Consider the following 25,683-nt stretch of genomic DNA (forward strand, 5'->3'; position numbering starts at 1 on the left):
CGCTCAATCCTTCTCAGCGGTGTGGGGCCTGGCCGGAAATGGACTCTTTCGAACTGAACAAGATTATCGGTGCTGTGCTCGGCACCTGTCTGATCCTGCTGGTGACGAGCTTCACCGCCCAGGCTCTGTTCTCGCCCAAGATGCCGGAAAAGCCGGGTTTCGAGATCGCAGTGAAGGAAGACGCCGGCCACGGCAAGGAAGGCGGCGCCGCCGCGGCCTCCTCCGAGCCGATCGAAAAGCTGCTCCAGACCGCTTCCGTCGAGAAGGGCGCGGCCGCCGCCAAGAAGTGCGGCGCCTGCCACACCTTCGAAAAGGGCGGCCCGAACCGCGTCGGTCCGAACCTCTATGGCGTCGTCGGCGAGAAAAGGGGCGAGGGCCGTAACGGCTTCAACTTCTCGGCTGCAATGAAGGGCAAGGGCGGCACCTGGACCTTCGATGACCTCAACAAGTTCATCGCCAATCCGAAGGGCTTCATCCCGGGCACCGCGATGGGCTTCGCCGGTATCCCCAAGGATTCCGAGCGCGCCGACGTCATCGCCTACCTGAACTCGCTATCGGAGCATCCGCAGCCACTGCCGACGGCCTCGAAGTAAGGCTTCAAGAATCGATCTTGGAAGATGCGGCCAGGCTGAAAAGCCTGGCCGTTTCCTTATCCGGACCTCGCGGGCTCGTTATCGGGGCGTTTGGCCGCATCTGGGAGGCGGTCCGGCCTTCCAACATGAGGAAAAAGCAACATATTCCGTCGAAACCTCGCCTATATTGGGAACTTAAAGGAGTAGCCTCCTTCAAGACAGGAATGTTGATTTGGCCATTACCCGACGCGATCTCCTGCTCACCGGCACTGCGGCCGCAGCGCTTCCCGCCCTCGGTTCCGTGGCGGGCGTTCCCGTCATCGGCGCGGCGCAGGCGCAATCGGCGAGCGAGCCGCCCTGGCGGCACGCGCTTTCGCTGTTTGGAAAGGTCAAGTACCCCGCCGACTTCAAGCGCTTCGACTACGTCAATCCGGAAGCGCCGAAGGGCGGCGTCGCGCGCCAGATCGCCGTCGGCACATTCGACAATTTCAACATCGTCGTGTCGGGGGTGAAGGGCCAGGTTTCCGGAGCGGTCGCGTTCATCTACGAATCTCTGCTGACGCCTGCGCTCGACGAAGTCTCGACCGAATATGGCGCGCTGGCCGAAGCGGTGAGCCATCCGGACGATTTCTCCTTCGTCACATATCGTTTGCGACCGCAGGCCAAATGGCACGACGGCAAGCCCGTCACCGTCGAGGACGTGATCTTCTCGCTCGATTCCTTCAAGAAGCACCATCCGATGTACTCGGCCTATTACAGCCACGTGTTGAAGGCGGAGAAGGTCGGCGAGCGCGACGTGAAATTCGTGTTCGATGCGCCGGGCAATCGCGAACTGCCGCAGATCGTGGGCCAACTCACGGTCCTGCCGAAGCATTGGTGGGAGGGCACCGACGCGCAGGGCCGCAAGCGCGATGTCTCCGCGACCACGCTGGAAGTGCCGCTCGGCTCCGGGCCCTACAAGGTCAAGGAATTCGTTGCCGGTCGCTCGATCGTGCTGGAGCGCGTCAAGGATTATTGGGGGCGCGATCTGCCAGCCAATGTCGGCCGCAACAATTTCGACGAGCTGCGCTACGAGTATTTCCGCGATGCCACCGTCGCGATCGAGGCCTTCAAGGCCGATCAGGTCGATTGGCGCACCGAGAACAGTGCGAAGAACTGGGCGACGGCCTACGATTTCCCGGCCGTGGCCGAAAAGCGCGTGATCCTCGAGGAGTTCGCCAATCGCAGCTCCGGCGTGATGCAGGCTTTCGTGCCGAACCTGCGCCGGGCCAAGTTCAGCGATCCGCGCGTCCGTCGTGCGCTCAACTACGCCTTCGACTTCGAGGAGATGAACAAGCAGATCTTCTACGGTCAGTACAAGCGCATCAGCAGCTATTTCGACGGCATCGACGAGCTCATGGCGACCGGATTGCCTCAGGGCAAGGAGCTCGAAATCCTCGAGACTGTTCGCGCCCAGGTGCCGCCCGAAGTCTTCACGATGGCCTACACCAATCCGGTCGGCGGCAGTCCCGAAGCCGTGCGCGACAATCTCCGCGAGGCGCTGCGCCTGTTCAAGGAGGCCGGCTACGAGGTGCGCGACCGCAAGCTGATCGACGTCAAGACCGGCGCCCAGTTCTCCCTCGAATTGCTGAACCAGGATCCGAGCTTCGAACGGGTCACGCTGTTCTACAAGCCGTCATTGGAGCGGCTCGGTATCGCCGTCAGCGTGCGAACGGTCGACCCGACCCAATACGAGAACAGGACGCGCGACTGGGATTTCGACGTCGTCACCAATTCGTGGGGCGAGTCGCAGTCTCCGGGCAACGAGCAGCGCGAGTTCTGGTCATCCAAGTCGGCCGACATTGCCGGCTCGCGCAATATCACGGGCATCAAGAATCCGGCGGTCGACAAGCTGATTGAGCGGTTGATCTACGCCAGAGATCGCGACGATCTCGTCGCTGCCACCAAGGCACTCGACCGCGTGCTGCTGTGGAATCACTACGTCGTGCCGCAATGGACCTACACCAAGGTGCGCACCGCGCGTTGGGATCGCTTCGGCCGGCCCTCGGAATTGCCCAAATACGGACAGTCCGGATTCCCGTTCATCTGGTGGTACGACGCAGATAAGGCCGCGCGGATCGCGAAGAAATCGTGAAGGATATCCCCCGCATGGCGCAGCTTTCACGCCGGCATGTGCTGGTCCTGGGTGCCGGCGGTGCGTTCAGCGCCGCCCTGTCGCGCGGCGCGGCGGCGTCGGAAGGGCCGGCCGAAGCCCACGGCATTTCGGCGTTCGGCGATCTCAAATATCCCGCCGACTTCCACCATTTCGATTACGTCAGTCTCGACGCGCCGAAGGGCGGCACGTTCTCCCTCATTCCGTCGGTGCGCGCCTACAATCAGTCCTACCAGACCTTCAACTCGCTCAACGCCTTCATCCTGAAGGGTGACGGCGCGCAAGGCATGGACATGACGTTTTCGCCGCTGATGGTTCGGGCAAACGACGAGCCTGACGCGATGTACGGGCTTGCCGCCAAATCCGTGCAGATATCGCCCGACAAGCTCGTCTATCGCTTCACCATCCGGCCCGAGGCGAAATTCCATGACGGGACCAGGCTCACCGCCCACGATGCGGCGTTTTCGCTGACGGCGCTGAAGACCAAGGGACATCCGCTGATCATCGTGCAGATGCGCGACATGGTCAGTGCGGAAGCTCTCGACGATGCGACGCTCGTCGTCACCTTCGCCAAGGGGCGCGCGCGCGACGTGCCGCTCTATGTCGCGGGCCTGCCGATCTTCTCGAAGGCGTATTATGCCTCCCGTCCGTTCGACGAGTCGTCGCTGGAGATCCCGCTGGGCTCCGGTCCGTACAAGGTCGGCAGGTTCGAGGTCAATCGTTACATCGAATACGAGCGCGTGAAGGACTGGTGGGCCGCCGATCTGCCGGTTTGCCGCGGCAGCTACAATTTCGATGTCGTGCGCTATGAATTCTATCGCGACCGCGATGTCGCCTTCGAGGGCTTCACCGGCAAGAACTATCTCTACCGCGAGGAGTTCACCTCGCGCATCTGGGCGACGCGCTACGACTTTCCCGCCGTCAAGGATGGTCGCGTCAAGATGGAGGTCGTCCCGGACGACACACCGTCCGGCGCGCAGGGCTGGTTCATCAACACCCGGCGCGACAAGTTCAAAGACCCTCGCGTGCGCGAGGCCCTGATCAACGCCTTCGATTTCGAATGGACCAATAAGACCATCATGTACGGCGCGTACGCCCGTACCGTGTCGCCGTTCCAGAATTCCGACCTGATGGCCAGCAACGGGCCTCCGTCGCCGGAAGAGCTGAAGCTGCTGGAGCCGTTTCGCGGCCAGGTTCCCGACGAGGTGTTCGCCGCGCCGTTCACGCCGCCGGTCTCCGACGGCTCCGGACAGGATCGCAGCCTGTTGCGCAAGGCGCAGCAATTGCTGACCGAGGCCGGCGTGCCGATCAAGGACGGCAAGCGGGTGCTGCCGAACGGCGAGGTGTTCAGGATCGAGTTCCTGCTGGACGAGCCTTCGTTCCAGCCGCACCATGCGCCGTACATCAAGAATCTGGGCACGCTCGGCATCGAGGCGAGCGTGCGCGTCGTCGATGCCGTGCAGCACAAGGCCCGCCAGGAAGATTTCGACTTCGACATGACGATCCAGCGTTTCAGCATGTCGGCGACGCCGGGCGATGCCATGCGAGCGTTCTTCTCGTCGCAGGTCGCGAACACCAAGGGCTCGTACAATCTCGCGGGCGTCGCCAGCCCGGCCATCGACGCCATGATCGAGAAGATCATGGCAGCCGACAGCCGCGAGGAATTGACCGTCGCCTGCCGTGCCTTCGATCGTCTGTTCCGCGCCGGCCGCTATTGGGTGCCGCAATGGTATAACAAGACCCATCGGCTCGCTTATTGGGATCAGTTCGGCCACCCCCAGAAGCTGCCGCGTTACGCCAACGGCGTGGGTGCTCCCGACATCTGGTGGTATGAACCCGCCAAGGCGGCCAAGCTCGAGCAGGCGAAATAATCATGAGCGCCTATATTGCCCGCCGTCTCCTGCTGATGATCCCGACGCTGCTCGGGATCCTCTTCGTCTCCTTCATCGTGGTGCAGTTCGCGCCGGGCGGGCCGGTCGAGCGTGTGATCGCGCAGCTCTCGGGCGCCGACACCGGCGGCACCTCGCGCATCTCGGGCGGCGGCGACTTTGCGCAGCGCGCGCCAGGGCAGGTTGGCGCCGGTGGAGATGCCATCAACTCGAAATATCGCGGTGCGCAGGGTCTCGACCCTGATTTCATCAAGAAGCTGGAGGCGCAGTTCGGCTTCGACAAACCGGCACCGGAACGCTTCGCGCTGATGGTGTGGAATTTCGCCCGCTTCGATTTCGGCAAGAGCTATTTTCGCGATGTCAGCGTGCTCCAGCTCATCAAGGAGAAGCTGCCGGTCTCGATCTCGCTCGGGATCTGGCTGACGCTTCTGACCTACCTGATCTCGATCCCGCTCGGCATTCGCAAGGCCGTGAACGACGGCGCGCGGTTCGACACCTGGACCTCGACCGTGCTCGTGCTCGGCTATGCCATTCCAGGCTTCCTGTTCGCGATCCTCCTGATCATCCTGTTTGCCGGCGGCTCGTTCTTCAACTGGTTCCCGTTGCGCGGACTGACCTCGGACGGCTGGTCGCAGTTTCCCTGGTACTGGAAGATCATCGATTACTTCTGGCATCTGACGCTGCCGCTGATCGCCATGGGGCTTGGCGCGTTCACCACCATGACGTTCCTGACCAAGAACTCGTTCCTGGACGAGATTCGCAAGCAATACGTCATGACTGCGCGCGCCAAGGGCTGCAGTGAAAACCGGGTGCTCTACGGTCACGTCTTCCGCAACGCCATGCTGATCGTGATCGCCGGCTTCCCCGGGACCTTCATCCACGCCTTCTTTTCCGGCTCGCTCCTGATCGAGACCATCTTCTCGCTGGACGGGCTCGGGCTGCTCAGCTTCGAGAGCGTGCTCAACCGCGACTATCCCGTGGTGTTCGGCACGCTCTACATCTTCTCGCTGGTCGGACTCGTCATCAACCTGATCTCCGACCTGACCTATATGTGGATCGACCCCCGGATCGATTTCGAGGCGCGGGAGGTCTGATGACGATCACCGCACCGACGCCGATCGAAACCACAGCGAAGTCGCCGCTCGGCGATGCCGTTCCGATCACGCGCAAGCCGTTCGCCCCATCGCCGCTCAACAAGCGGCGATGGCAGAACTTCAAGGCCAACCGCCGCGGCTACTGGTCGTTCTGGATCTTCATCGCCCTGTTCGTGGTCTCGCTGTTCGCCGAGCTGATCGCCAACGATCGGCCCTTCCTGATCAAGTTCGACGGCCGCCTTTATTGGCCGGCCTTCGTCACCTATTCGGAGACCACCTTCGGCGGCGATTTCGAGACGGCGGCTGACTACCGCGACCCCTATCTGCAGAAGCTCATCAAGGACAAGGGCGGCACCATCGTCTGGCCGCTGATCCGCTACTCCTACGACACGCACAACCTCGACCTGCCGACGCCGGCGCCGTCGCCGCCGACCTGGATGCTGACGGAAGCGCAATGCAAGCCGGTGGTGGAGAAGAAGGGGCTGAAGAGCTGCCGTGACCTCGAATACAACTGGCTCGGCACCGACGATCAAGGCCGTGACGTGGTGGCGCGGCTGATCTACGGCTTCCGCATCTCGGTGCTGTTCGGCCTTTGCCTCACCATCGTCTCGTCCGTCATCGGCATCGCGGCGGGCGCGGTGCAGGGCTATTTCGGCGGCCGGGTCGACCTCATCTTCCAGCGCTTCATCGAGATCTGGACGGCGATTCCCTCGCTCTATCTTCTCCTGATCCTGTCCTCGGTTCTCGTGCCCGGCTTCTTCGTGCTGCTCGGAATTCTCCTGCTGTTCTCCTGGGTCTCGCTGGTCGGTCTCGTGCGGGCGGAATTCCTGCGCGGGCGCAACTTCGAATACATCCAGGCGGCGCGGGCGCTCGGCGTCTCCAACCCGGTCATCATGTTTCGCCACCTGCTGCCGAACGCGATGGTCGCGACCATGACCTTCCTGCCCTTCATCGTGTCGAGTTCGGTGATGACACTGACTGCGCTCGATTTCCTCGGCTTCGGCCTGCCGCCGGGATCGCCTTCGCTCGGCGAGCTGCTGTCGCAGGCCAAGGCCAATGTGCAGGCGCCGTGGCTCGGCTTCTCCGGCTTCTTCTCGGTCGCGATCATGCTCTCGCTCTTGATCTTCATCGGCGAAGCCGTGCGCGACGCCTTCGATCCGCGCAGAACGTTCAGGTAGCCCGATGGACGCGATCAATCAGCCCCTGCTCAGCGTGCGCGACCTCTCGGTGGCCTTTCACCAGGGCGGCGCCACCACGCTCGCGGTCGACAAGGTCTCGTTCCAGATCAAGCGCGGCGAATGCGTCGCGCTGGTTGGCGAATCCGGTTCCGGCAAGTCGGTCAGCGCGCTCTCGATCCTCAAGCTCCTGCCGTATCCGAACGCCTCCCATCCCTCGGGCAGCATCCGCTTCAAGGGGCAGGAGCTGATCGATCAGTCCGAGCAGCAAATGCGGGAGATCAGAGGCAGCGACATCTCCATCATCTTCCAGGAGCCGATGACATCGCTCAACCCGCTGCACACGATCGAGGCGCAGATCGGCGAGATCATCCAGCTGCACAATCCGACCAGCAACGCCGAGGCGCGCAAGCGGACGCTGGAACTGCTGACGCAGGTCGGTATCCCCGAGCCCGAAACGCGGCTGAAGAGCTATCCGCACCAGCTCTCCGGCGGCCAGCGCCAGCGCGTGATGATCGCGATGGCACTCGCCAACGAGCCGGACCTCCTGATCGCGGACGAGCCGACCACGGCGCTCGACGTCACCGTGCAGGCGCAGATCCTGGCGCTGCTCGCCGAGATCCGTTCGCGGCTCGGCATGAGCTTGCTGTTCATCACCCACGATCTCGGCATCGTGCGCCGCATCGCCGATACTGTCTGCGTCATGAAGGGCGGCGTGATCGTCGAACAGGGGCCGGTCGAGCAGGTTTTCAAGGCCCCGAAACATCCCTATACGCGCGACCTGCTCGCGGCCGAGCCCAAGCCCGATCCGGCGCCGCCGCAGCCGAACGCACAGGTGGTGATGTCGGCCGATGATTTGAAAGTGTGGTTTCCGATCAAGCGCGGCTTGATGCGCAAGACGGTCGGTCACATCAAGGCGGTCGACGGCGTCAGCGTCGCCGTGCGCAAGGGCGAGACGCTCGGCGTCGTCGGTGAATCCGGCTCGGGCAAGACCACGCTGGGGCTGGCGCTCTTGCGGCTGATCTCCTCGAACGGCCGCATCGTGTTCTTAGGGAGCGACATCCAGGGCCTGCGCTTCAAGGAGATGCGGCCGTTCCGGCGCGACATGCAGATCGTGTTCCAGGATCCGTTCGGCTCGCTCAGCCCGCGCATGTCGGTCGCCGACATCATCGCCGAAGGCCTCTCCGTGCATCAGCCGAAGCTATCGAACGGGGAGCGCGAGGCGCGCGTCGTCAAGGCGCTCGAGGATGTCGGGCTCAATCCGGATACGCGTTTCCGCTATCCGCACGAATTCTCCGGCGGCCAGCGCCAGCGCATCAGCATCGCGCGCGCGGTGGTGCTGGAGCCGGATTTCGTCGTGCTCGACGAGCCGACCAGCGCACTCGACATGCTGTTCCAGGCGCAGATGGTGGATCTGTTGCGCGAGCTCCAGCGCAAGCGCGAGCTCACCTACATGTTCATCTCGCACGACTTACGCGTCGTCGCCTCGCTCGCCAGTCATCTCATCGTGATGCGTGGCGGCAAGGTGGTCGAGGAGGGGCAGGCCGCCGAGCTGTTCAAGAGCCCGAAGACGGATTACACGCGCGCGCTGTTTGCGGCCGCGTTCCGGCTGGAGACGGCGGGGAACGGGGCGGTGGCGACGTAGTGTTTGGTAGGGTGGGTTAGGCGAAGCCGTAACCCACCACTTCTCTATCCGCGGAAGCTGAAGAGGTGGGTTACGCCAGCGGACTGCGCTACGCGCAGCCGCGAGCTAACCCACCCTACGACGTCTCGCTACAGCCGCTTGATCGCGACGACCTCGCTGCCAGCTGCCTTGATCCGCGCAATCGCCGGCTCGATCGGCTCGATCACCGTCGCCATGTGATGTGCGTTGGCGTGAACCATCGAGTTGGCGTCGCGGACGATGGCGATGTGGCCTTTCCAGAAGATCAGATCGCCGCGCCGCAAGCTGCTCCGCTCGTGCGGCTCCAGCGCGCGGCCGAGTCCAGCGAGCTGCATGTCGCTGTCGCGCGGGCAGCCGATGCCCGCGGCTGTCAGCGACACCTGCACCAGGCCCGAACAATCGATGCCGAGGCTGCTCTTGCCGCCCCACAGATAGGGCGTGCCGACGAAGCGCTCGGCGACGGCAACGAAATCCGACTCGCGATGATCGAGCGGGGCGAGGTGCGTCTTCGGCACGAAGGTCCCTTCGTTCGTCACGGCGAAGCTGCTATCCTCGCGTGCAACCGCGATTCTCGAGCCCAGCACGAGCGTGGCGGCCGGCGGCAGCTTGATCGAGGGACCGGGGAAGGCCAGCGTCCGCAGCGCGCTGACCTGGTGCGTCGGGGCGGCCGCCGACTTCATCAACGCTGCATCGGGCAGCCAGCCGACATAGCCATCGCCATTGAGCTGGCCCCAGGCCCAGCCCTCGCCGTTGCGATCGTAGACCGTGACGCGCTCGCCGCGCAGCGCCTCCGTCATCAGCATCGCGCCTGAGGACGGCTGCTCGCGCACGGACGCGATCGGCTCGACCACCTCGAACTCTTCACCCTCGACGAAGCGCTGCGCCTCCACCTTGCCTTCGAGATATTTGGCGGCGAGGTCGCCCCGCGCGGGCGTCAGCCTTGGGTCGAGTCCTGAATCGTGTCCTGGATCACGCATAGCGCTCGCTCAGCAATGCGTAGATAGCGCGCGCGGCCTGGCACTCGCCGCCCTCGGGCCGCGCCGGCTTCGCCGAGGGCGTCCAGCCATAGATGTCGACATGCAGCCAGCTGCCGGCGTGCTCGACAAAGCGCTGCAGGAACAGCGCGCAGGTGATCGAGCCGGCAAAGCCGCCCGATGGTGCGTTGGTGATGGTGGCGGTCTTGGAGTCCAGCCACGCATCGTAAGGCGGCCACAGCGGCATGCGCCACAACGGATCGTTCTCCTTCACCGCGCAGCGCGCGACGTCGGCGGCCAGCGTCTCATCATTGGTGTAAAAGGGCGGTAAATCCGGCCCCAGAGCGACACGCGCCGCACCCGTCAGCGTGCCCAGATCGATCAGAAGTTCGGGCTTCTCCTCGTCCGCGAGTGCCAGCGCATCGGCGAGCACCAGGCGCCCCTCCGCATCGGTATTGCCGATCTCGACCGTGATGCCCTTGCGCGACGTAAAAATGTCGAGCGGGCGGAAGGCATTCCCCGCGACCGCATTCTCGACCGCCGGGATCAGCACGCGCAGCCGCACCTTCAGCCTGGCGTCCATCACCATGCGCGCCAGTGCCAGCACGTTGGCGGCGCCGCCCATGTCCTTCTTCATAATCAGCATGCCGCTCGACGGCTTGAGGTCGAGCCCGCCGGTGTCGAAGCACACGCCCTTGCCGACCAGCGTCACCTTGGGATGATCAGGATCGCCCCAGCCGATGTCGATCAGCCGCGGTGCGCGGCTGGATGCCATGCCGACGGCGTGGATCAGCGGGAAATTGGTCTTCAGGTCCTCGCCGATGGTGCAGGCAAAGCTCGCGCCGAACTCGGCGGCGAGCGCTTGCGCGGCTGCGGCGAGCTGCTCCGGGCCCATGTCGTTGGAGGGTGTGTTGATGAGGTCGCGCGCCAGTATCGCGGCATCCGCGATGCGATCGATCTCGGCAGCGTCGACGCCGTCGGGCGGCACCAGGCGGACCTCGGGCCTGTCGGCCTTGCGGTAGCGGGAAAAGCGGTAGCACCCCAGTGCAAAAGCGAGCGCGGCCAGCCGCGCATCGTGCGGCGCATTGGCGAAGCGATAGGTCCCCGGCGGCAACAGTCCGGGCAGGGCGCCCGGCCGGAACAGGTCGCGCGATCTTGCCGCTTCGTCCTCGAGGCCGAACAGCACTTGCGCGATCGTACCGTCGGGTGCGGGCAGCGCGAGATAACCGCCGGGCTTGGCGGAATAGGCGCTGGCGGTCGCGAACTGGCGTTGCGCCGGCAGCAAGCTTTCGCGCAACCCATCCCAGCTCGACTTGGTGACGAAGGTGATCGGGATGGCGGTTGAGGACGTCTCGAAGACAGAGGGCATTAGCGGGTCCGGATCGTCAGGTCAGGCGGGTCATGCGAACTCCAGAAGACTTCGCAGAGTTTTGCCGTGGCCGCAATCGGCTTTGCTGTCACCGCTCAGTGAGCCGCTACTCGCAGCAAGTGGGCCATGCTAGGTTCCGGCAATGGCTGCCAGGTGTACGGAGATCGCCGGCAGCCGAAGGCGAGGCCTGCCGGGAGGAAATGCAATGGAATTTGTGTGGAGCGTGGTCACATTCATCGGCCAGGCCGTCGAGGCGATCTTTGGCTATGTCGAGCATCATCATTGGATCTTCGCCTTCCTTGCCGGCGGCTACGTCTTCTATCTTCACGACCGCTCCGTCCACGCGCGCTTCGATGCGCTCGACAAGCGGGTCGACGAAATCCGCAAGCGGCTTGCCATCGAATATTGATCGGACGAAACGAAACCGCTGGGCGGCAGCCCTCGTATCCACCTTGAGAACTGCCGTTCACGAGAGCGCGGCCACAGGGCTTTACTAGCGCTGCGGTTGTGGCATTATTGGCGAACATTTTAGATTGTGCCGTGCGTTTCTGCGCGCACCTCGGGCTATTCGTCGCAGGCATTTCTCTCATCGCTTGGGCGGCGCAGCATTCGCAATGAGCGGCGCAAAATGGATAGATCGTTCGTTATTGCGCAGATCTCCGACCTGCATCTGGACGGGTCAGGCCGGCTGCTCGCGACGATCGAGGCGCTCGGCGCTGCTCTGCGCGAGAGGATGGCGGACTTCGCCGACGTTCCCGACCGCATCCTGCTGATCACGGGCGATCTCGTGGACGACCCGACGCCGCGCGCGCTCGACGAAGCGCTCGCGGTCATCGCGTCTTTCCGTCAAACCGGGCTGTTCACCGACATCCAGGCGGTCGCCGGCAATCACGACGTCAAGCGGGCGAGCCAGCGTGCCGGCCGTCACGACGTCTATGATTACCTGCATCTGCCGCGGACCTCGAAGAGCGTCTACTACCGCCAGGCCGGCCTCGATCTGGTGCTGCTGGATTCCAACCGCGCAAGCCTCACGGCACTGGCGAGCGGCAAGATCGACCAGGGATCCTACGGCGCCATGGTTGCCGATTCCGCCCGGCTCAGTGTCGAGCTCGCAGGCAGCCTTGGATCGGCGGGACGCGCCGATTATTCCGAGCCGGCGGAAAACCTGGTGCGGGTGCTGGCGCTACACCATCATCCGCTGCCGCAGGCGACCGGCGAAGGAAAGCGGTTTCTCGGCGCGCCGGATGAGCCGCTGATGTATCTCGCCGCGCCCGCCACCTTTCTCGAAGCGGCGACCTCGCTCAACATCGATCTGGTTCTGCACGGTCACCGGCATGTCGAGGGACTGACCCGCTATTCGATTCCTGATCCGCGCGCGACGCGGAGCAAGGGCAGTGAAGCGTTCTGGCGCACGATCTACGTGCTGTCCTGCCCATCCTCGACCGGGCAAAGCGGCGACGATGCCGGCTTCAACATCATCCATTTCGGCCCGATGTCCGATGCCGGCAATTCCGAATATGGATTTGCGATCGCGCGCCATTCGCGGCCGCGCAATGGTGGCGGCTTCCGCCTGCTCGACTCGAACCTGCCGGACGGCATCATCCGCCTGCCGGCAGGGCGGGATTATTCCCGCGATCCGGCCGTCCAGTCGGCGATCGAGATCGCTTCAATCGCGACGCTGAGCCGGGATCAGGTGGCGGCGCTGGCGCGCCGGCTGCTGATGCGTCGCGCCTTTTACGCCGACGGCGAGCCGGCTTCGGCGAATGCGCTCCACACCTATCTCGTCACCTCTCGGGCCTGGGCCGATCTCGACTGCAAGTTTTCGAGGTCGGCGGCCAGGCATGATGCCGACGCGGTTGCCGCGGCAGCGGCGCTGCTGCGCCGGTTGATCGAGCAATCGGCCGGCGTGCTTGGCATCGATCAGCTTCAGCTCGACGAGCTCTTGGCGCGGCGTCTGGTCAGCCGTGAGGATCTCCGGCGCGAATGCCCGGGAATACCGCACACGGGGACCGACGTCGAGGCGCAGGTGCTGCAACTGCTGCGGGACCTGAACGAGCAAATGAAGATGCTCGGCCTCGATCTGGGGCTCGGCGGTGAGGCGCCGCCGCAGACGCCGCCGTGAGAGGCCGGCGGCGTTAACCGGCCATTAGGGTTAACAGTCTATTGCTGGCGCGTTCGGCTCGATCCATCCGCTCGAGAGTCAAAACGTCATGCGTCAACGGTTCAGTCCTGCCCGGCTTCTTGCGTCTGCCTCGCTCGTCGCGATGGTGGCGATCAGCCTCGGCGGCTGCACGGCAATGTCAAAGCTCTCCGACATCACCGGCTCGACCGGGTCGAAGGCGGAGGCAGCTCCCAGCGATCCCGCCCGTGCCGTCGAAGTCTATGGCGAGCGCTATCGCGCCAATCCCAAGGATGCCGAAGCCGCGCTCGGCTATGGCGAGGCCCTGCGCGCCAACGGCCAACGCGCCCAGGCGGCCGCCGTGCTCGAGCAGGCCACCATCGCCAATCCCGGCAACAAGCTGCTGCTCGCCCAGTACGGCCGCGCGCTCTCCGACAACGGCAATTTCCAGCAGGCCTTCGACGTGCTGTCGAAGGCGCATTCGCCCGACAATCCGGACTGGCGGCTGCTCTCTGTGCAGGGCACGGCGCTCGATCAGTTGGGCCGTCACGAGGAGGCGCGCTCCTATTACGCGAGCGCGCTGAAGATCGCACCGGGCGATCCCGGCGTGCTCTCCAATCTTGGCCTGTCCTATATGCTGTCGAGGGATTTGCCGAAGGCCGAAGAGGCGCTGCGGCAGGCCTACGCATCGCCGCGCGCCAGCAGCCGGGTGCGGCAGAATCTCGGACTGGTCGTCGGTCTCCAGGGCCGCTTCGCCGAAGCCGAGACCATCGTGAAGGCCGACCTGCCGCCGGACCAGGCCGCAGCCAATGTGGCCTATCTCAAGGACATGCTGAACCGCAGCGAGGGCCCGCGCGGTGCACCGAAGCGGACGCCGGTCGCCTCGCTCAGCCAGTCCGACTGATCCGCCTCCAGAGGCTTTACCCTGACGTCGTCGATGCGGACCGCTCGCGGTCCGCATTCCCGCATCACTGCAGCTCGGAGATCTTGATGCCGGTCGGCCCGAGAATGACGACGAACAGCACCGGCAGGAAGAACAGGATCATCGGCACCGTCAGCTTCGGCGGCAGCGCGGCGGCCTTCTTCTCGGCCTCATTCATGCGCATGTCGCGGTTTTCCTGCGCCATGACGCGCAGCGAGTGCCCGAGCGGCGTGCCGTAACGTTCCGCCTGCTGAAGCGCGAGACACACCGATTTGACACCCTCGAGCCCGGTGCGCCGCGCCAGGTTCTCGTAGGCCACCTTGCGGTCCTGCAAATAGGACAGCTCGGCGGTGGTCAGCGCGAACTCTTCCGACAGCGCGATCGACTGGCCCACGATCTCGGTGGCAACCTTCCGGAACGCCATTTCGACCGACATGCCGGATTCGATACAGATCAGCAGCAGGTCGAGCGCGTCGGGAAAGGCACGCCTGATCGAGAGCTGGCGCTTGGAGATCGCGTTCTTGAGGAACAGCATCGGCGCCTGCAGGCCGGCATAGGCGGCGCCGATGCAGATACCGATCTTGATCGGCAGCGGCTTGTCCATGTGCGCGATCAGGAACACGTACAGGATCGAGCCCACGAACAGCACGATCGGAGCGACCATGCGCGCAAACAGGAAGGTGATGTAGGGCGCCTGGCCGCGGTAGCCCGCCATGATGAGCTTGTCGCGGGCGGCTTCCTGCGCGAGCCATTTGGTGAGATTGAAGTCCTCGACGACCTTGGAGACGATCTGCTTCGGCGTCTGGCGCAGCGAGACCTTTTCGTTCTTGTTGAGGCGGTCACGCTCGCGCTGCCGGATGCGTTCGCGTTCGCTTGCCACCGCCTTCATGCGCTTGGAGAGGCCTTCGCCGGCGAACAGCGGCATCACCAGCGTATAGACGGTGGCGCTGGCGGCGATGGCCGCCAGCAGCATGGTCATGAAGCGGACGTCATGAAGTTTCGAAACGAGAAATTCGACCATACGCCACCGTCAGAAATCGAAGTTGATCATCTTCTTCATCACCATGATGCCGATCGACATCCAGATGACGCAGCCGACCAGCATGAGCTGGCCGGTAGGATGGGTCCACAGCAGCGAGATGTAGTGCGGCGTCGTGAGATAAACGAGGAACATCACGATCGGCGGCAGCGAGCCGATGATGCCGGCCGAGGCCTTGGCTTCCATCGACATCGCCTGGATCTTTTCCTTCATCTTCTTGCGGTCACGCAGCACCTTGGAGAGGTTGCCCAGCGCTTCGGAGAGATTGCCGCCCGACTTCTGCTGGATCGAGATGACGATCCCGAAGAAATTGGCTTCCGGCAGCGGCATGCGATCGTAGAGGCGCGAGCAGGCTTCGCCGAGCGGCATGCCGATCGCCTGCGTCTCGATGATCGCCAGGAACTCGCTGCGCAGCGGCTCGGGCGAATCGGCGGCGACGACCTTGATCGATTCGAACAGCGGCAGGCCCGCCTTGATGCCGCGGACGATCACGTCGACGGCGTCGGGCAGCGCCTTCAGGAATTTGGCTTCGCGACGCTTCTTCAGGAAGCCGAGTGCCCAGCGCGGCAGGCCGAGGCCGCCGGCAAAGGCAAGGCCGGCGGCACCGAGCAGGCCGCCGCCGACGAACATGGCGGCCGCGAACAGCACGCCCGCCACGACGGCGGACGCGATCCAGAATTTCTGCGGTGTCCAGTCCAGCCCTGCCTGCGACAGGCGGACGCTGAGCGGAACGCTCTTCTCCTGCTGACGCCGTGCCTCGAGATCCTTCAGCGAGCTCTCGACCTGCTCCCGGCGCGTTCGCTGGCTCTTTTCGGTCTGCTTGGCCGCCGGCGCGTCGGCACGCGCGATCGAGGCGCGGCGGTTCTCCGCCTGCCGTTCTCCTGACAGCAACGGATAGAGGAAGACCCAGGCGATGCCGCCGACAGCGGCGGTGGCGAGGAAGGCGAGGGCGAGGACCTGCATGTTCATGGCGCTGACCCGCTCATTTCGTCGGCGCCACTTCCGCAGCGTCCAGCGCGGCGGCAAGGCGCTTCTCGTCGCCGTAATAGCGGGCGCGTTCCCAGAACTTCGGACGGCCGATGCCGGTCGAGCGGTGGCGGCCGATGATCTTGCCGTTGGCGTCCTCGCCGATCAGGTCGTAGACGAAGATGTCCTGGGTGATGATGGTGTCCCCTTCCATGCCCATCACCTCGGTGATGTGGGTGATGCGGCGCGAACCGTCGCGCAGCCGCGCCGCCTGGACGATGACGTCGATCGAGGCGCAGATCATCTCGCGAATTGTTCGCGACGGAAGGGAAAAGCCGCCCATCGTGATCATGGATTCACAGCGCGAGAGCGCCTCGCGCGGATTGTTGGCGTGCAGCGTGCCCATCGAGCCGTCATGGCCGGTGTTCATGGCCTGCAGCAGGTCGAACGCCTCGGGTCCGCGGACTTCGCCGACGATGATGCGTTCGGGGCGCATACGCAGGCAGTTGCGTACCAGCTCGCGCATGGTGACCTGGCCCTCGCCCTCGATGTTGGGCGGACGGGTCTCGAGCCGCACCACATGGGGCTGCTGGAGCTGGAGCTCGGCGGCGTCCTCGCAGGTGATGACGCGCTCGTCGTGCTCGATGTAGTTGGTGAGGCAGTTGAGCAGCGTGGTCTTGCCTGAACCGGTACCGCCGGAGATCAGCACGTTGCAGCGGACGCGGCCGATGATCTGGAGGATCTCGGCGCCCTCCGGCGAGATCGCACCGAACTTGACGAGCTGATCCAGCGTCAGCTTGTCCTTCTTGAACTTGCGGATGGTGAGCGTGGGCCCGTCGATCGACAGCGGCGGCACGATGGCGTTGACGCGGGAGCCGTCGGCGAGGCGTGCGTCGCAGATCGGCGAGGATTCGTCGACGCGCCGGCCGACCTGGCTGACGATGCGCTGGCAGATGTTGAGGAGCTGCTGGTTGTCGCGGAAGCGGATGCCGGTGCGCTGGATCTTGCCGGCGACCTCGATGTAGACGGTGTTGGCGCCGTTGACCATGATGTCCGCGATGTCGTCGCGCGACAGCAGCGGCTCCAGCGGACCGTAGCCGAGCACGTCGTTGCAGATGTCGTCGAGCAGCTCCTCCTGCTCGGCGATCGACATCACGATGTTCTTGATCGCGATGATCTCGTTGACGATGTCGCGGATTTCCTCGCGGGCCGATTCCGAATCGAGCTTGGCGAGCTGGGCGAGGTCGATCGCCTCGATCAGCGCGCCGAAGATGGTCGCCTTGACCTCGTAATAATTGTCCGAGCGGCGGTTCTCCATCGGAGGAGGCGGCGGGGCTTTGATCGGGGCAAGCGGCGGCGAGGCGACGGCCGGCGGGGGCGGCGCGCGCGACATCGTCGGCGCCGGAGCCTGGACAGGCTCTGGCGACACGGCGCCGGGCTTGGGGGCCCGAAGGTCGGTGTCTGTTCCGCTACGCTTACCGAACACTTAACGACTCCATGCGGCGGCCTATTTTCCCCGCAACTTCTCAATCAGGGGTGAAAGCAAGGACGACTTTTGTTTCTTCGTCTCGCTGCGGCCGGTCAGGCGCTGGGCGATCTGGAGGAACATCTCGATCGACTTGTGGTTGGCAGAGATCTCCGCGATCATCTGGCCGTTGTTGGCTGCCGAGCCGAAGATCTGCGGCTCGAACGGGATCGAGACGACCGGTTGGCTCTCGATCGCCTTGGCGAACTCGGTGGCGGCGATTTCCGGACGTTTCGGGACGCCGACCTGGTTCAGGCAGTAGAGCGGCGGCCGGTCGTTCGGGCGCGAGGCCTTCAGCAGATCGAACAGGTTCTTGGTGTTGCGCAGATTGGCAAGGTCCGGTGCCGCCACGATCAGGATGTCGTCCGCGCCGATCAGGGCGCGCTTGGTCCAGCCCGACCATTGGTGCGGGATGTCGAGCACGATGCAAGGCATGGTGGAGCGCAGCGTGTCGAACACGGAATCGAAGGCGTCGGTGCCGAAATCATAGACCCGGTCGAGCGTGGCGGGCGCCGCCAGCAGGCTGAGGTGGTCGGTGCATTTCGACAGCAGACGGTCGATGAAGGCGGTATCGACGCGATCGGGCGAGAACACTGCGTCGGCAATGCCCTGCGGCGGGTCCTGATTGTAGTCGAGCCCGGCGGTGCCGAAGGCGAGGTCGAGATCGGCGACCACCGCGTCCATCGCGAGATCACGCGCGATCGCCCAGGCGACGTTGTGGGAGATCGTGGACGCGCCGACGCCGCCCTTGGCGCCGACCACCGCGATGATGCGGCCGACCGCCTTGGCTTCCGGTGCGGAAAACAGGTTGCAGATCGAGCGCACGACGTCGATGGGGCCGACCGGCGCGAGCACGTAGTCGCTGACGCCGCGACGCACCAGCTCGCGATAGAGCGTGACGTCATTGATGCGGCCGATCACCACCACGCGGGTGCCGGCGTCGCAGACGGTGGCGAGCTGGTCGAGGCCGCCCAAGAGGTCGCTGCGGCCGTCGCTCTCGAGCACGATCACGTTCGGCGTGGGCGCCGAGCGGTAGGCTTCGATCGCGGCCGCCATGCCGCCCATCTGAATCTTCAGGTGGGCCTTGCCGAGGCGGCGATCTTCGCCGGCCGACTGCACCGCGGCAGCGGTCTCCACGGTCTCGCAGAAAGCCTGGACCGAAACGCGCGGCGCCGGCGCAATATGCTCCTCGACCGGCGGGAGCGATGCTTCCGGCTGCTCTTGTTGGGACTGGCGAGCGTAGCTGATCATTTGCCGGTGTCGCTGAGTTTGGCCTTTTCGGCTTCAGGATAGACGACTGCCGTCGGAGTGCCCTTGCGGTACTTCTCGAACGCGGCGGTGCGCCGCGTGGTGTAGGACGGCGTTTCGGAACGCGGCTGCTCGAGGTCCGCCGGGTTGTCGACCATGGCGGCGAGGTTGCGCTGATAGGCGCAGCCGTAATTGTAATAGTCCTTGTTCTCGAACCAGCTCTTGTTCTTCATCGAGGGGCCGATGTCCTCCGGCCACAGGCCGCAGGGACCGGCGACCGCGGCGATCCTGGAATAGGTCAGCCGGATCGGCGGCAGGAAGCGCTTGTCTTGCGGCTGATAGGGGCGGGTGATGATGCCGCGCGGCGGAACGCCCGCAGCCGCCAGCATGGCCTGGATCTCACGCATCGATTCCGCCGCCGGGCGCGCATTCGGCGTGCCGGACGGCACGTCGATGTGGATGGCGCCGGTGCCTTCGTGCAGCCAGGCCGATGCCAGGCCCATCACGTCGGCGCGCTGGGCGGCGGTCAATCCGCCGCGGGCATGGCCGACGAAGACGACGATCGAGCGGTTCTGCTCCTCGACCGCGATCGGGTGACGCTGCTTGTAGTCGTCCGGGATGGAGGCGGTCGTCACCTCGTCGTGCTGGCAGCCGCCGAGCGCAAGCGCGATGCCGACGAGCGCGCCACCGAAGCCGATGGCGCGTTTGCGAAGCTGGGGTGGTCTTGTGATCATCTTGGAGTCCCCGTTCCGCCTCAGTCGGTGATGAAGCCGTAGGTGCCGCGGTAGTTCCGGCCCGGTTCGGTCCGGCCAGGCACGCCATAGATGCGGTTGATGTTGCCGATCAACTCGGCCTGCGGGTCGGCAGGCGCGGCGAAGCCGTCGTCCGGACGCGACAGGTCCTTCGGCGCTGCTGCGCGAACGACATAAGGCGTCACGATCACGACCAGCTCGGTCGCGTTGTTGACGAAGTCGCGGCTGCGGAACAGCGTGCCGAGGACCGGAAGCTGCATCAGGCCCGGCAGTCCGCTCACCGCCTGCTTGGTCTGCTGCTGGATCAGGCCGGCCATCGCCATCGCGCCGCCGGAGGGAATTTCCAGCGAGGTTTCGGCGCGGCGGGTCCGGATCGAGGGCACCGTCACCGAGTTCACCGACGTCGAGGTCACGGCCTGCGACAGCGTGATCGAATTCTCGTTCGAAAGCTCCGAGACCTCGGTCATCACCCGCAGGCTGATCTTGCCCTCGGTCAGAACGACGGGGGTGAAGTTGAGCGAGATGCCGAACTTCTTGAAGCTGATCTGGGTGGTACAGACATGCGTGGTGGGATCGCACGCATAGCCCGCCGGCACCGGGAATTCGCCGCCGGCGATGAAGGTCGCCGACTCCCCGGAGATCGCGGTCAGGTTCGGCTCGGCCAGCGTCCGGATCACGCCGGCGGTCTCCATCGCGCGCAGGGTGGCCTGCACCGAGGGCGTCGCGCCGAACTTGGTGGTCAGACTGTTGCCGTCCACGAGATTGTGGCCAAGGGCGGTGAACGGGTTGGAATTGGTGAAGCTCACCACCGAGGTGCCGTAATTCAGGTTCGCGGAGAGGTCGATGCCGAGCTGCTTGACGATGGTGCGCTGGACCTCGGCCACCGTCACCTTCAGCATGACCTGATCGCGGCCGCGGACCACGATCGAGTTCACCACCTTGTCGGCGCCGCCGGCGAGCCGCGCGGCGAGTTCGTTGGCCTGCTGCGCCTCCATCGGACTCGCCACGCTGCCGGTCAGCACGACACCCTCGCCGAGCCCGTCGATCTGGATGTCGGAACTGGGCAGGACCTGCTTCAATGCGGCGCGCACGCCGTTGAGGTCGCGCTTGACCGCGATGTCGTAGGCGGCAATCTGCTGGCCGGCGGAATCGAAGAACACGATGTTGGTCTGGCCGACCGAGGCGCCGATGATGTAGGCGCGCTGCGCCGAGCGCACCACCGCATTGGCGATCTTGGGATCGGCGACCAGCACGTCCTTGATGTCGCGCGGCAGGTCGATCACGATCGACTTGCCGACGCCGAGCGAGAGGAAGCGCGCGTTCATCTGGCCGTCGGCGGCGGCCGGCGCCACGGGGCGGTAGTCGGCGGCGACCACGGGGGTCAGCGCCGGGTTGAGCACCAGCGCGAGGGCGGCCGAAAACGACAGGGCGCGGACCACGGATGTCCGCATCGTCGTCAAATCTGCCCTGCATTTCATATCGACTGCCCTCATCGTGCCTTTGCCGTCGTGCTCGGGATACCGTAGCGAATGATCGAAACGCCATCGCGCTTCTGTGCGGAATCATCGAGCGTGATTTCGCTCATCTTGACGTCGACGATGCTGCGCAGCGCCAGCGACAGCGTGCCGCTCTGGCGCGCGGCGGACAGCGTCGCCGTCTGTGCGGGATTGAGCTCGAGAGTGACGGTCTTGCCGACCACCGCGTTCTGGCCGTCCTTTTCCTTCGGCGCCTGGTCGATGGCCAGGACGCGGATGTTGGCCAGGATGATCTCGGAGGTGATGAGATCGGGAGCGCCGCTGCTCTGATCCGGGTTCTTGAGGCGGCGGGTCAGAAGCACGTCGACGCGATCGTTGGGCAGGATGAAGCCGCCTGCGCCGGTCTCCGGCGAGATCTCGGTCGAGATCGCGCGCATGCCGGTCGGCAGGATCGCCGCCATGAAGCCGGAGCCCTCGGCCTTGACCAGCTTCTGGTCGCGGATCGGCTCACCCTGGATGAAGGGGGCGCGCGCGATCGAGCCTGTCACCTGGGTCGCGCCCTCCGGGCGTTCGTTGCGGCGGATGAAGGTGGAGCTGGCGGTCGCAGCCGGCCAGGTCTGCCATTGCACGTCTTCAGGTTTGACGGTTTGGCCGAGACCGATGTCGTTCTTGGCCACCAGCACGTCGACGGTCGGAAGCTGCGCGACCGGAGCCGCTGGAGGCGGCGCAGAATTGTCCGAGCCGCTCGCCAGGTACGCGGCGACGCCGCCGGCGGCGATGGCGACCGTCAGGACGACAATGCGTGCCCTATTCATACGCTTCACTTTCCAACAAAACGCCGCGACGCTGCCGCCGCCGTAATCGGCAGTTGACCAGCTATTCGTCAAAGCATGGTTAATGAGGCGTATCTAAATCGCCTTAACGCCGGGTTTACCCGGGGTGTTCAGCGCAGTGCGAGGTGAGCGAGGTCGATCGCCTTCACCCATTCGGTCTCCGGATAGACCATCAGCGCGCTCAGCGCGAGCGCGATGCCGTAGGGAATACCGGTCTCCTTGGCGTGCAGTCGTGCAAGCCAGGCCTGGCCCGCGAGGCCGTAGGGCAGCGGCCATTGCCGGAACTGGAGCAGGAGCAGCGTCAGCGCTCCGCCGAACAGCGAGGCGTAGAGCAGGAAGTTCATCAGGTGCGCGAAGCCGAACCAGAGCGCGACGGAGGCTGCGACCTTGGCGTCGCCGCCGCCGACCCAGCCCATCGCAAAGCATGTGAAGGCCACGACCAGCAGAAGCGCGCCGGCGCCGACATGAATGAGCATCTCGTAAGGTGCCATGCCACCGGCAAAAGCGAGCACGAAGAAGCCCGCGACCAGCGCCAGCGACACACGGTTCGAGATGGTCATCGTGAAGAGATCGCTCGCGGCGGCGAACGCCATCAGGGCCGGGAAGAGCAGGAGGCGCGCAAGGTCGAGGATCATGGGCGTCTTGAGGCCTGGGTTTGTCGCGGGATCTGGCGTCGCGCGATGCTAGCCGGCAGTGCTAAACAAACCGACAACGGCAGCGGCCGGATGGGCGCAGCCCGCCAGAGGCAGGCTCACCAGAGGCTGGCGATGCGCGCGGCGAGTGCGACCGTTGCCAGCAACAGTGCAAGGCACACCCAATAGGCCGGCGAGCCGGTCGGCGCCGCCTGCGCCTCGCTCGCCGCAACCGCGGCATCGGTTCTGTACTTTCGCAACGCCACTGGAACTCGCCGTACTCAGAAAAACAAAGGCCCCGGAGGTCCGGGGCTTTTGCCGTCGTTTGTCGGTCGCTTACTTCAGCGAGGAGCTGATCGAGCCGAACTTGGTGTTCAGCGTGCTGCCGAGATTGTTGACGACGGTGATGATGGCCAGCGCGATGCCGGCGGCGATCAGGCCGTATTCGATGGCGGTGGCGCCGGATTCATCCTTCGCGAAACGTGCAATCAAGTTCTTCATGAACAAACTCCATCTGGGGGTGAGATCGCCTCGTTCGGCGCTATCGTTGACGCGATGACCATGAGAGCCGAGCTCTTTCGGTAGAGTTAATTCGATCGCGTAAACCCAATTCCTGCGCGATGCTTTTGCCCAGAGTGAATTTCACCTTAAGGCGCCGGTTGGAATTCGCTCCGGTTCCGGACGCACTGCAACTGCCTGCCGGCTTCACCCTCCCTTAAATTTCGCGGAGTAGGCGTAGGAGGACAAGCAATTCGGAAGAGAGGCGACGATGTCGAGCCTGCCCATGCAAGTCGCGCTGATGCTCGGCGAGACCATCGCGAAGGTGGTCCCCGTCACTTTCGTGCTCGCGCTGGTCTTCACGGTGCTCGAGCATTTCTGGGCCTGCAATCCCGGCGTGCCGTGGTGGCGCAAGCGGGAGATCGTCACCGACATCTGCTACTGGTTCTTCGTGCCGGTATTTGCCCGCACCATGCGGATCGGGCTCTTGATCGTCGGCGCGAGCGTCTTCTTCAACATCCACGACGCCGACGATCTCATCGCCTTCTACGACAACGGCCACGGCCCGCTGGCGCAATTGCCGCTCTGGGTTCAGGCCGCGCTGTTCCTGGTGCTGTCGGACTTCATGCTGTACTGGCTGCACCGGCTCTTCCATGGCGGCGAGTTCTGGAAGTACCACGCGATCCATCACTCCTCCGAGGAGATCAGCTGGATTTCGGCAGCCCGCTTCCATCCCGTCAATCTCATGCTCGGCACCATCGGGGTCGACGTCGTGCTGCTGATGGCCGGCATCTCGCCGAACGTCATGATCTGGGTGTCCCCGTTCACGACCTTCCATTCAGCCTTCGTGCACGCCAACATGAACTGGACCTTCGGGCCGTTCAAATACGTCTTGGCGACGCCGGTATTCCACCGCTGGCACCACACCCCGCTCGAAGACGGCGGCGACACCAATTTCGCCGGGACATTCCCGATCTGGGACGTGCTGTTCGGCACCTTCCGCATGCCGGAGGGGCAACTGCCGCAGGACTACGGCAAGGATGAAGCGACCATGCCCAAGGAGATCGGCGGGCAGCTTGCCTATCCGTTCCGACGTTAAGCTCCTTGAGAGCGGGAAATCGTCAGTCCGTTCAAACAATAGAAGGCGAATTTGCGGAACGTTCACGAATTGAGGGCAGGTTAGCGGCGTCGGGCACCGGCTCCGCTGTTATCTCATCGCTTCTGCCGGTTTGTGACGTCCCGGGGGTAAGAGTATGCGTAAACAACTGCTGCGCCGCCATGCGCGCGTCTGTCTTCTGGTTGCGGCCGCGGTGCTGGCATCGCCGGCTGCCGGTTTTGCCGAATCCACCGCCGACACCATCGCCGTCAATGTCGACCAGGCCAAGCTGGTCCGGCTGCCCGGCAAGGTGGCGACCATCGTGGTCGGCAATCCCCTGATCGCCGACGTCACGCTCCAGCCCGGCGGCATGATCGTCGTGACCGGAAAGGGCTACGGCGCCACCAATTTCATCGCGCTGGACCGGGCCGGCGAGATCCTGGTCGACCGCCAGATCCAGGTCGAAGGTCCGAGCGATCGGCTCGTCACCGTCTATCGTGGGGTCGAGCGCGAGTCCTACAGCTGCGTGCCGCTTTGCCAGCGTCGCGTGACCCTCGGCGACAGCGACAACTACTTCAATACCACGATGAGCCAGGCCGGTTCGCTGAGCAACAATGCCAGCGGCAATGCCGGCGCGGGTGCCAAGACCAACTGACAAAACCAACAAGCAAGTCCGATTGACGGGGATCCGGATCGTGCGGTCCGGGCCGTTGTGAAAATCTGGCGGGCGATGCGTCTTTCCGCGCAGGAATTCGTTGCAGATGGCAGAGGTCCTGCAGGTGGATTACAGCCCGGCTACCGCCGGCATGACTTACTGAGCGCACGCGGTGCTTCAAACATGAAAAAGGCCGTGCATCGCGCACGGCCTTTTCTATTTGTTGCTTTGCTCGGTTGAGCTGATCCGGACCGAAGGTCCGTGGGCTCAGCCGGCGGAGCGAAGATTGTCGGCGGCCGACTTGCCGGATCGGCGATCGGCGACGATCTCGTAGGAGATCTTCTGGCCTTCGCGCAACGTGCCGAGGCCGGCGCGCTCGACGGCGCTGATGTGCACGAAGACGTCCTGGCCGCCATCGTCGGGCTGGATGAAGCCGAAGCCCTTGGTCGCGTTAAACCACTTCACGGTTCCCATGCTCACGGGGGTAGTTCCTTCTCAGATATGCAGAGTCGAAGCCCACTTTCGCGGGCGGATTAGATCGAGTTTCTGGAAGGGTCGTCAGCGTGTCTGAACCGGCTGTACCGGTGGATGCCAATGTCGTCCGGCCGAAAATCGATAGTGGGATTTTATTGGAAATAGGGCACCAAAACAATCCGGACGTGCACGATTTTTTGATCCGCCGTGGGGGCACGGCGGATCAGCATACAGGTCAGAATTTTACTTCCGCTCGCGCGTCCTTGAAGCGGATCAACGCCGGCGGAACTGGCCGCCGCGCTGGCCGGGGCGCGGAGGCCCACCCACGCCGCTGGGGCGCTCGTCCTTGTGGCGGAAAATCAGCCGGCCCTTCTCGAGGTCGTAGGGCGACATCTCCACCGTCACGCGGTCGCCCGCCAGCGTCTTGATGCGGTTCTTCTTCATCTTGCCGGCGGTGTAGGCGACGATCTCGTGTCCGGCGTCGAGCTGCACGCGGTAGCGGGCGTCGGGGAGGATTTCGGTGACCAGTCCTTCGAACTGGATCAGCTCTTCCTTAGCCAT

At 64.5% G+C, this 25,683-nt stretch carries 25 protein-coding genes; 11 read left to right on the forward strand and 14 right to left on the reverse strand.

The window, feature by feature from the left end:
• The first annotated feature begins 38 nt into the window (after window positions 1-38).
• The 6 genes from GGD63_RS29230 (at window position 39) to GGD63_RS29255 (ending at window position 8,527) form a co-directional block, all read left to right on the forward strand.
• The gene (locus GGD63_RS29230; RefSeq protein WP_183247061.1) at window positions 39-593 is read left to right on the forward strand and encodes a cytochrome c family protein; all 555 of its coding nucleotides are present in this window, start codon (window positions 39-41) and stop codon (window positions 591-593) included.
• 211 nt (window positions 594-804) lie between these two features.
• Window positions 805-2,706 (forward strand): extracellular solute-binding protein, encoded by a 1,902-nt coding sequence (locus GGD63_RS29235; protein ID WP_183247063.1) that lies wholly within the window; start codon window positions 805-807, stop codon window positions 2,704-2,706.
• 14 nt (window positions 2,707-2,720) lie between these two features.
• Window positions 2,721-4,595: an extracellular solute-binding protein gene (locus GGD63_RS29240; RefSeq protein WP_183247065.1), complete on the forward strand. Its 1,875-nt coding sequence runs from the start codon at window positions 2,721-2,723 to the stop codon at window positions 4,593-4,595.
• Between the two features lie 2 nt (window positions 4,596-4,597).
• Window positions 4,598-5,707, forward strand: coding sequence for a microcin C ABC transporter permease YejB (locus GGD63_RS29245; protein ID WP_183247067.1), 1,110 nt, complete (start codon window positions 4,598-4,600; stop codon window positions 5,705-5,707).
• On the forward strand, window positions 5,707-6,885 hold the full coding sequence (locus tag GGD63_RS29250) for an ABC transporter permease (RefSeq protein WP_183247069.1): 1,179 nt from the start codon (window positions 5,707-5,709) through the stop codon (window positions 6,883-6,885). The genes GGD63_RS29245 and GGD63_RS29250 overlap by 1 nt, the downstream gene beginning before the upstream one ends.
• A gap of 4 nt (window positions 6,886-6,889) precedes the next feature.
• A complete protein-coding gene (locus GGD63_RS29255; protein ID WP_183247071.1) occupies window positions 6,890-8,527 on the forward strand; it encodes an ABC transporter ATP-binding protein in 1,638 nt (545 codons plus the stop codon).
• A 128-nt stretch (window positions 8,528-8,655) separates the two neighbouring features.
• Here GGD63_RS29255 and GGD63_RS29260 read toward each other — a convergent pair whose 3' ends face one another.
• Window positions 8,656-9,522 (reverse strand): C40 family peptidase, encoded by an 867-nt coding sequence (locus tag GGD63_RS29260; RefSeq protein WP_183247073.1) that lies wholly within the window; start codon window positions 9,520-9,522, stop codon window positions 8,656-8,658.
• Window positions 9,515-10,888, reverse strand: coding sequence for a M17 family metallopeptidase (locus GGD63_RS29265; protein WP_183247075.1), 1,374 nt, complete (start codon window positions 10,886-10,888; stop codon window positions 9,515-9,517). Before GGD63_RS29265 ends, GGD63_RS29260 begins: the two co-directional genes overlap by 8 nt.
• Before the next feature lie 205 nt (window positions 10,889-11,093).
• Here GGD63_RS29265 and GGD63_RS29270 point away from each other — a divergent pair, with 205 nt between their 5' ends.
• The 3 genes from GGD63_RS29270 to GGD63_RS29280 all read left to right on the forward strand — a co-directional run bounded on the left by GGD63_RS29270 (window position 11,094) and on the right by GGD63_RS29280 (window position 13,911).
• Window positions 11,094-11,297 carry a hypothetical protein gene (locus tag GGD63_RS29270; RefSeq protein WP_183247077.1) on the forward strand — a complete coding sequence of 68 codons (204 nt, stop codon included), beginning with the start codon at window positions 11,094-11,096 and terminating at the stop codon, window positions 11,295-11,297.
• Window positions 11,298-11,516: 219 nt separating this feature from the next.
• Window positions 11,517-13,010, forward strand: a complete 1,494-nt coding sequence (locus GGD63_RS29275) for a metallophosphoesterase (protein ID WP_183247078.1) — start codon at window positions 11,517-11,519, stop codon at window positions 13,008-13,010.
• Window positions 13,011-13,098: 88 nt separating this feature from the next.
• Window positions 13,099-13,911 (forward strand): tetratricopeptide repeat protein, encoded by an 813-nt coding sequence (locus tag GGD63_RS29280; protein ID WP_183247080.1) that lies wholly within the window; start codon window positions 13,099-13,101, stop codon window positions 13,909-13,911.
• A 64-nt stretch (window positions 13,912-13,975) separates the two neighbouring features.
• Here GGD63_RS29280 and GGD63_RS29285 read toward each other — a convergent pair whose 3' ends face one another.
• The 10 genes from GGD63_RS29285 to GGD63_RS29330 form a co-directional block, all read right to left on the reverse strand.
• The gene (locus tag GGD63_RS29285; protein ID WP_183247082.1) at window positions 13,976-14,950 is read right to left on the reverse strand and encodes a type II secretion system F family protein; all 975 of its coding nucleotides are present in this window, start codon (window positions 14,948-14,950) and stop codon (window positions 13,976-13,978) included.
• A gap of 9 nt (window positions 14,951-14,959) precedes the next feature.
• Window positions 14,960-15,937 carry a type II secretion system F family protein gene (locus GGD63_RS29290; RefSeq protein ID WP_183247084.1) on the reverse strand — a complete coding sequence of 326 codons (978 nt, stop codon included), beginning with the start codon at window positions 15,935-15,937 and terminating at the stop codon, window positions 14,960-14,962.
• Window positions 15,938-15,950: 13 nt separating this feature from the next.
• Window positions 15,951-17,420 carry a CpaF family protein gene (locus GGD63_RS29295; RefSeq protein ID WP_183247086.1) on the reverse strand — a complete coding sequence of 490 codons (1,470 nt, stop codon included), beginning with the start codon at window positions 17,418-17,420 and terminating at the stop codon, window positions 15,951-15,953.
• Window positions 17,421-17,441: 21 nt separating this feature from the next.
• Entirely contained in the window at window positions 17,442-18,710 is a 1,269-nt protein-coding gene (locus tag GGD63_RS29300; RefSeq protein WP_183247088.1) for an AAA family ATPase, read from the reverse strand.
• Window positions 18,707-19,441 (reverse strand): CpaD family pilus assembly protein, encoded by a 735-nt coding sequence (locus GGD63_RS29305; RefSeq protein ID WP_183247090.1) that lies wholly within the window; start codon window positions 19,439-19,441, stop codon window positions 18,707-18,709. Before GGD63_RS29305 ends, GGD63_RS29300 begins: the two co-directional genes overlap by 4 nt.
• Before the next feature lie 20 nt (window positions 19,442-19,461).
• Complete coding sequence (locus GGD63_RS29310; protein WP_183247091.1) at window positions 19,462-20,937, reverse strand: type II and III secretion system protein family protein; 1,476 nt, start codon at window positions 20,935-20,937, stop codon at window positions 19,462-19,464.
• A gap of 11 nt (window positions 20,938-20,948) precedes the next feature.
• Window positions 20,949-21,749, reverse strand: coding sequence for a Flp pilus assembly protein CpaB (gene cpaB, locus GGD63_RS29315; protein ID WP_183247093.1), 801 nt, complete (start codon window positions 21,747-21,749; stop codon window positions 20,949-20,951).
• A gap of 128 nt (window positions 21,750-21,877) precedes the next feature.
• Window positions 21,878-22,402, reverse strand: a complete 525-nt coding sequence (locus GGD63_RS29320) for a prepilin peptidase (RefSeq protein WP_183247096.1) — start codon at window positions 22,400-22,402, stop codon at window positions 21,878-21,880.
• A 116-nt stretch (window positions 22,403-22,518) separates the two neighbouring features.
• Window positions 22,519-22,665 (reverse strand): hypothetical protein, encoded by a 147-nt coding sequence (locus GGD63_RS29325; protein ID WP_167526376.1) that lies wholly within the window; start codon window positions 22,663-22,665, stop codon window positions 22,519-22,521.
• 70 nt (window positions 22,666-22,735) lie between these two features.
• Window positions 22,736-22,900: a Flp family type IVb pilin gene (locus tag GGD63_RS29330; protein ID WP_018646598.1), complete on the reverse strand. Its 165-nt coding sequence runs from the start codon at window positions 22,898-22,900 to the stop codon at window positions 22,736-22,738.
• Window positions 22,901-23,168: 268 nt separating this feature from the next.
• On the opposite strand from GGD63_RS29330, the gene GGD63_RS29335 reads away from it, so the two are divergent.
• Window positions 23,169-23,996: a sterol desaturase family protein gene (locus GGD63_RS29335; RefSeq protein ID WP_183247098.1), complete on the forward strand. Its 828-nt coding sequence runs from the start codon at window positions 23,169-23,171 to the stop codon at window positions 23,994-23,996.
• 154 nt (window positions 23,997-24,150) lie between these two features.
• Window positions 24,151-24,648 (forward strand): pilus assembly protein N-terminal domain-containing protein, encoded by a 498-nt coding sequence (locus tag GGD63_RS29340; protein ID WP_183247100.1) that lies wholly within the window; start codon window positions 24,151-24,153, stop codon window positions 24,646-24,648.
• A 267-nt stretch (window positions 24,649-24,915) separates the two neighbouring features.
• On the opposite strand, the gene GGD63_RS29345 is transcribed toward GGD63_RS29340, so the two are convergent.
• Both GGD63_RS29345 and infA read right to left on the reverse strand, forming a co-directional pair.
• The gene (locus GGD63_RS29345; protein WP_007599788.1) at window positions 24,916-25,128 is read right to left on the reverse strand and encodes a cold-shock protein; all 213 of its coding nucleotides are present in this window, start codon (window positions 25,126-25,128) and stop codon (window positions 24,916-24,918) included.
• Window positions 25,129-25,395: 267 nt separating this feature from the next.
• The gene (gene infA, locus GGD63_RS29350; protein ID WP_008131890.1) at window positions 25,396-25,683 is read right to left on the reverse strand and encodes a translation initiation factor IF-1; all 288 of its coding nucleotides are present in this window, start codon (window positions 25,681-25,683) and stop codon (window positions 25,396-25,398) included.

This window comes from Bradyrhizobium sp. cir1, from assembly GCF_014198245.1.
Classification (GTDB): Bacteria; Pseudomonadota; Alphaproteobacteria; order Rhizobiales; family Xanthobacteraceae; genus Bradyrhizobium.

What these genes read in the sequence shown, in the direction of transcription:
- GGD63_RS29240 (WP_183247065.1), top strand. Translation starts at nt 2,721, where the DNA reads ATGGCGCAGCTTTCACGCCGGCATGTGCTGGTCCTGGGTGCCGGCGGT.
- GGD63_RS29290 (WP_183247084.1), bottom strand. Translation starts at nt 15,937, where the DNA reads ATGAACATGCAGGTCCTCGCCCTCGCCTTCCTCGCCACCGCCGCTGTC.
- GGD63_RS29305 (WP_183247090.1), bottom strand. Translation starts at nt 19,441, where the DNA reads ATGATCACAAGACCACCCCAGCTTCGCAAACGCGCCATCGGCTTCGGT.
- GGD63_RS29260 (WP_183247073.1), bottom strand. Translation starts at nt 9,522, where the DNA reads ATGCGTGATCCAGGACACGATTCAGGACTCGACCCAAGGCTGACGCCC.
- GGD63_RS29300 (WP_183247088.1), bottom strand. Translation starts at nt 18,710, where the DNA reads ATGATCAGCTACGCTCGCCAGTCCCAACAAGAGCAGCCGGAAGCATCG.
- GGD63_RS29255 (WP_183247071.1), top strand. Translation starts at nt 6,890, where the DNA reads ATGGACGCGATCAATCAGCCCCTGCTCAGCGTGCGCGACCTCTCGGTG.
- GGD63_RS29250 (WP_183247069.1), top strand. Translation starts at nt 5,707, where the DNA reads ATGACGATCACCGCACCGACGCCGATCGAAACCACAGCGAAGTCGCCG.
- GGD63_RS29245 (WP_183247067.1), top strand. Translation starts at nt 4,598, where the DNA reads ATGAGCGCCTATATTGCCCGCCGTCTCCTGCTGATGATCCCGACGCTG.
- GGD63_RS29270 (WP_183247077.1), top strand. Translation starts at nt 11,094, where the DNA reads ATGGAATTTGTGTGGAGCGTGGTCACATTCATCGGCCAGGCCGTCGAG.
- GGD63_RS29275 (WP_183247078.1), top strand. Translation starts at nt 11,517, where the DNA reads ATGGATAGATCGTTCGTTATTGCGCAGATCTCCGACCTGCATCTGGAC.
- GGD63_RS29340 (WP_183247100.1), top strand. Translation starts at nt 24,151, where the DNA reads ATGCGTAAACAACTGCTGCGCCGCCATGCGCGCGTCTGTCTTCTGGTT.
- GGD63_RS29330 (WP_018646598.1), bottom strand. Translation starts at nt 22,900, where the DNA reads ATGAAGAACTTGATTGCACGTTTCGCGAAGGATGAATCCGGCGCCACC.
- GGD63_RS29320 (WP_183247096.1), bottom strand. Translation starts at nt 22,402, where the DNA reads ATGATCCTCGACCTTGCGCGCCTCCTGCTCTTCCCGGCCCTGATGGCG.
- GGD63_RS29310 (WP_183247091.1), bottom strand. Translation starts at nt 20,937, where the DNA reads ATGAAATGCAGGGCAGATTTGACGACGATGCGGACATCCGTGGTCCGC.
- cpaB (WP_183247093.1), bottom strand. Translation starts at nt 21,749, where the DNA reads ATGAATAGGGCACGCATTGTCGTCCTGACGGTCGCCATCGCCGCCGGC.
- GGD63_RS29230 (WP_183247061.1), top strand. Translation starts at nt 39, where the DNA reads ATGGACTCTTTCGAACTGAACAAGATTATCGGTGCTGTGCTCGGCACC.
- GGD63_RS29265 (WP_183247075.1), bottom strand. Translation starts at nt 10,888, where the DNA reads ATGCCCTCTGTCTTCGAGACGTCCTCAACCGCCATCCCGATCACCTTC.
- GGD63_RS29280 (WP_183247080.1), top strand. Translation starts at nt 13,099, where the DNA reads ATGCGTCAACGGTTCAGTCCTGCCCGGCTTCTTGCGTCTGCCTCGCTC.
- GGD63_RS29285 (WP_183247082.1), bottom strand. Translation starts at nt 14,950, where the DNA reads ATGGTCGAATTTCTCGTTTCGAAACTTCATGACGTCCGCTTCATGACC.
- GGD63_RS29335 (WP_183247098.1), top strand. Translation starts at nt 23,169, where the DNA reads ATGTCGAGCCTGCCCATGCAAGTCGCGCTGATGCTCGGCGAGACCATC.
- infA (WP_008131890.1), bottom strand. Translation starts at nt 25,683, where the DNA reads ATGGCTAAGGAAGAGCTGATCCAGTTCGAAGGACTGGTCACCGAAATC.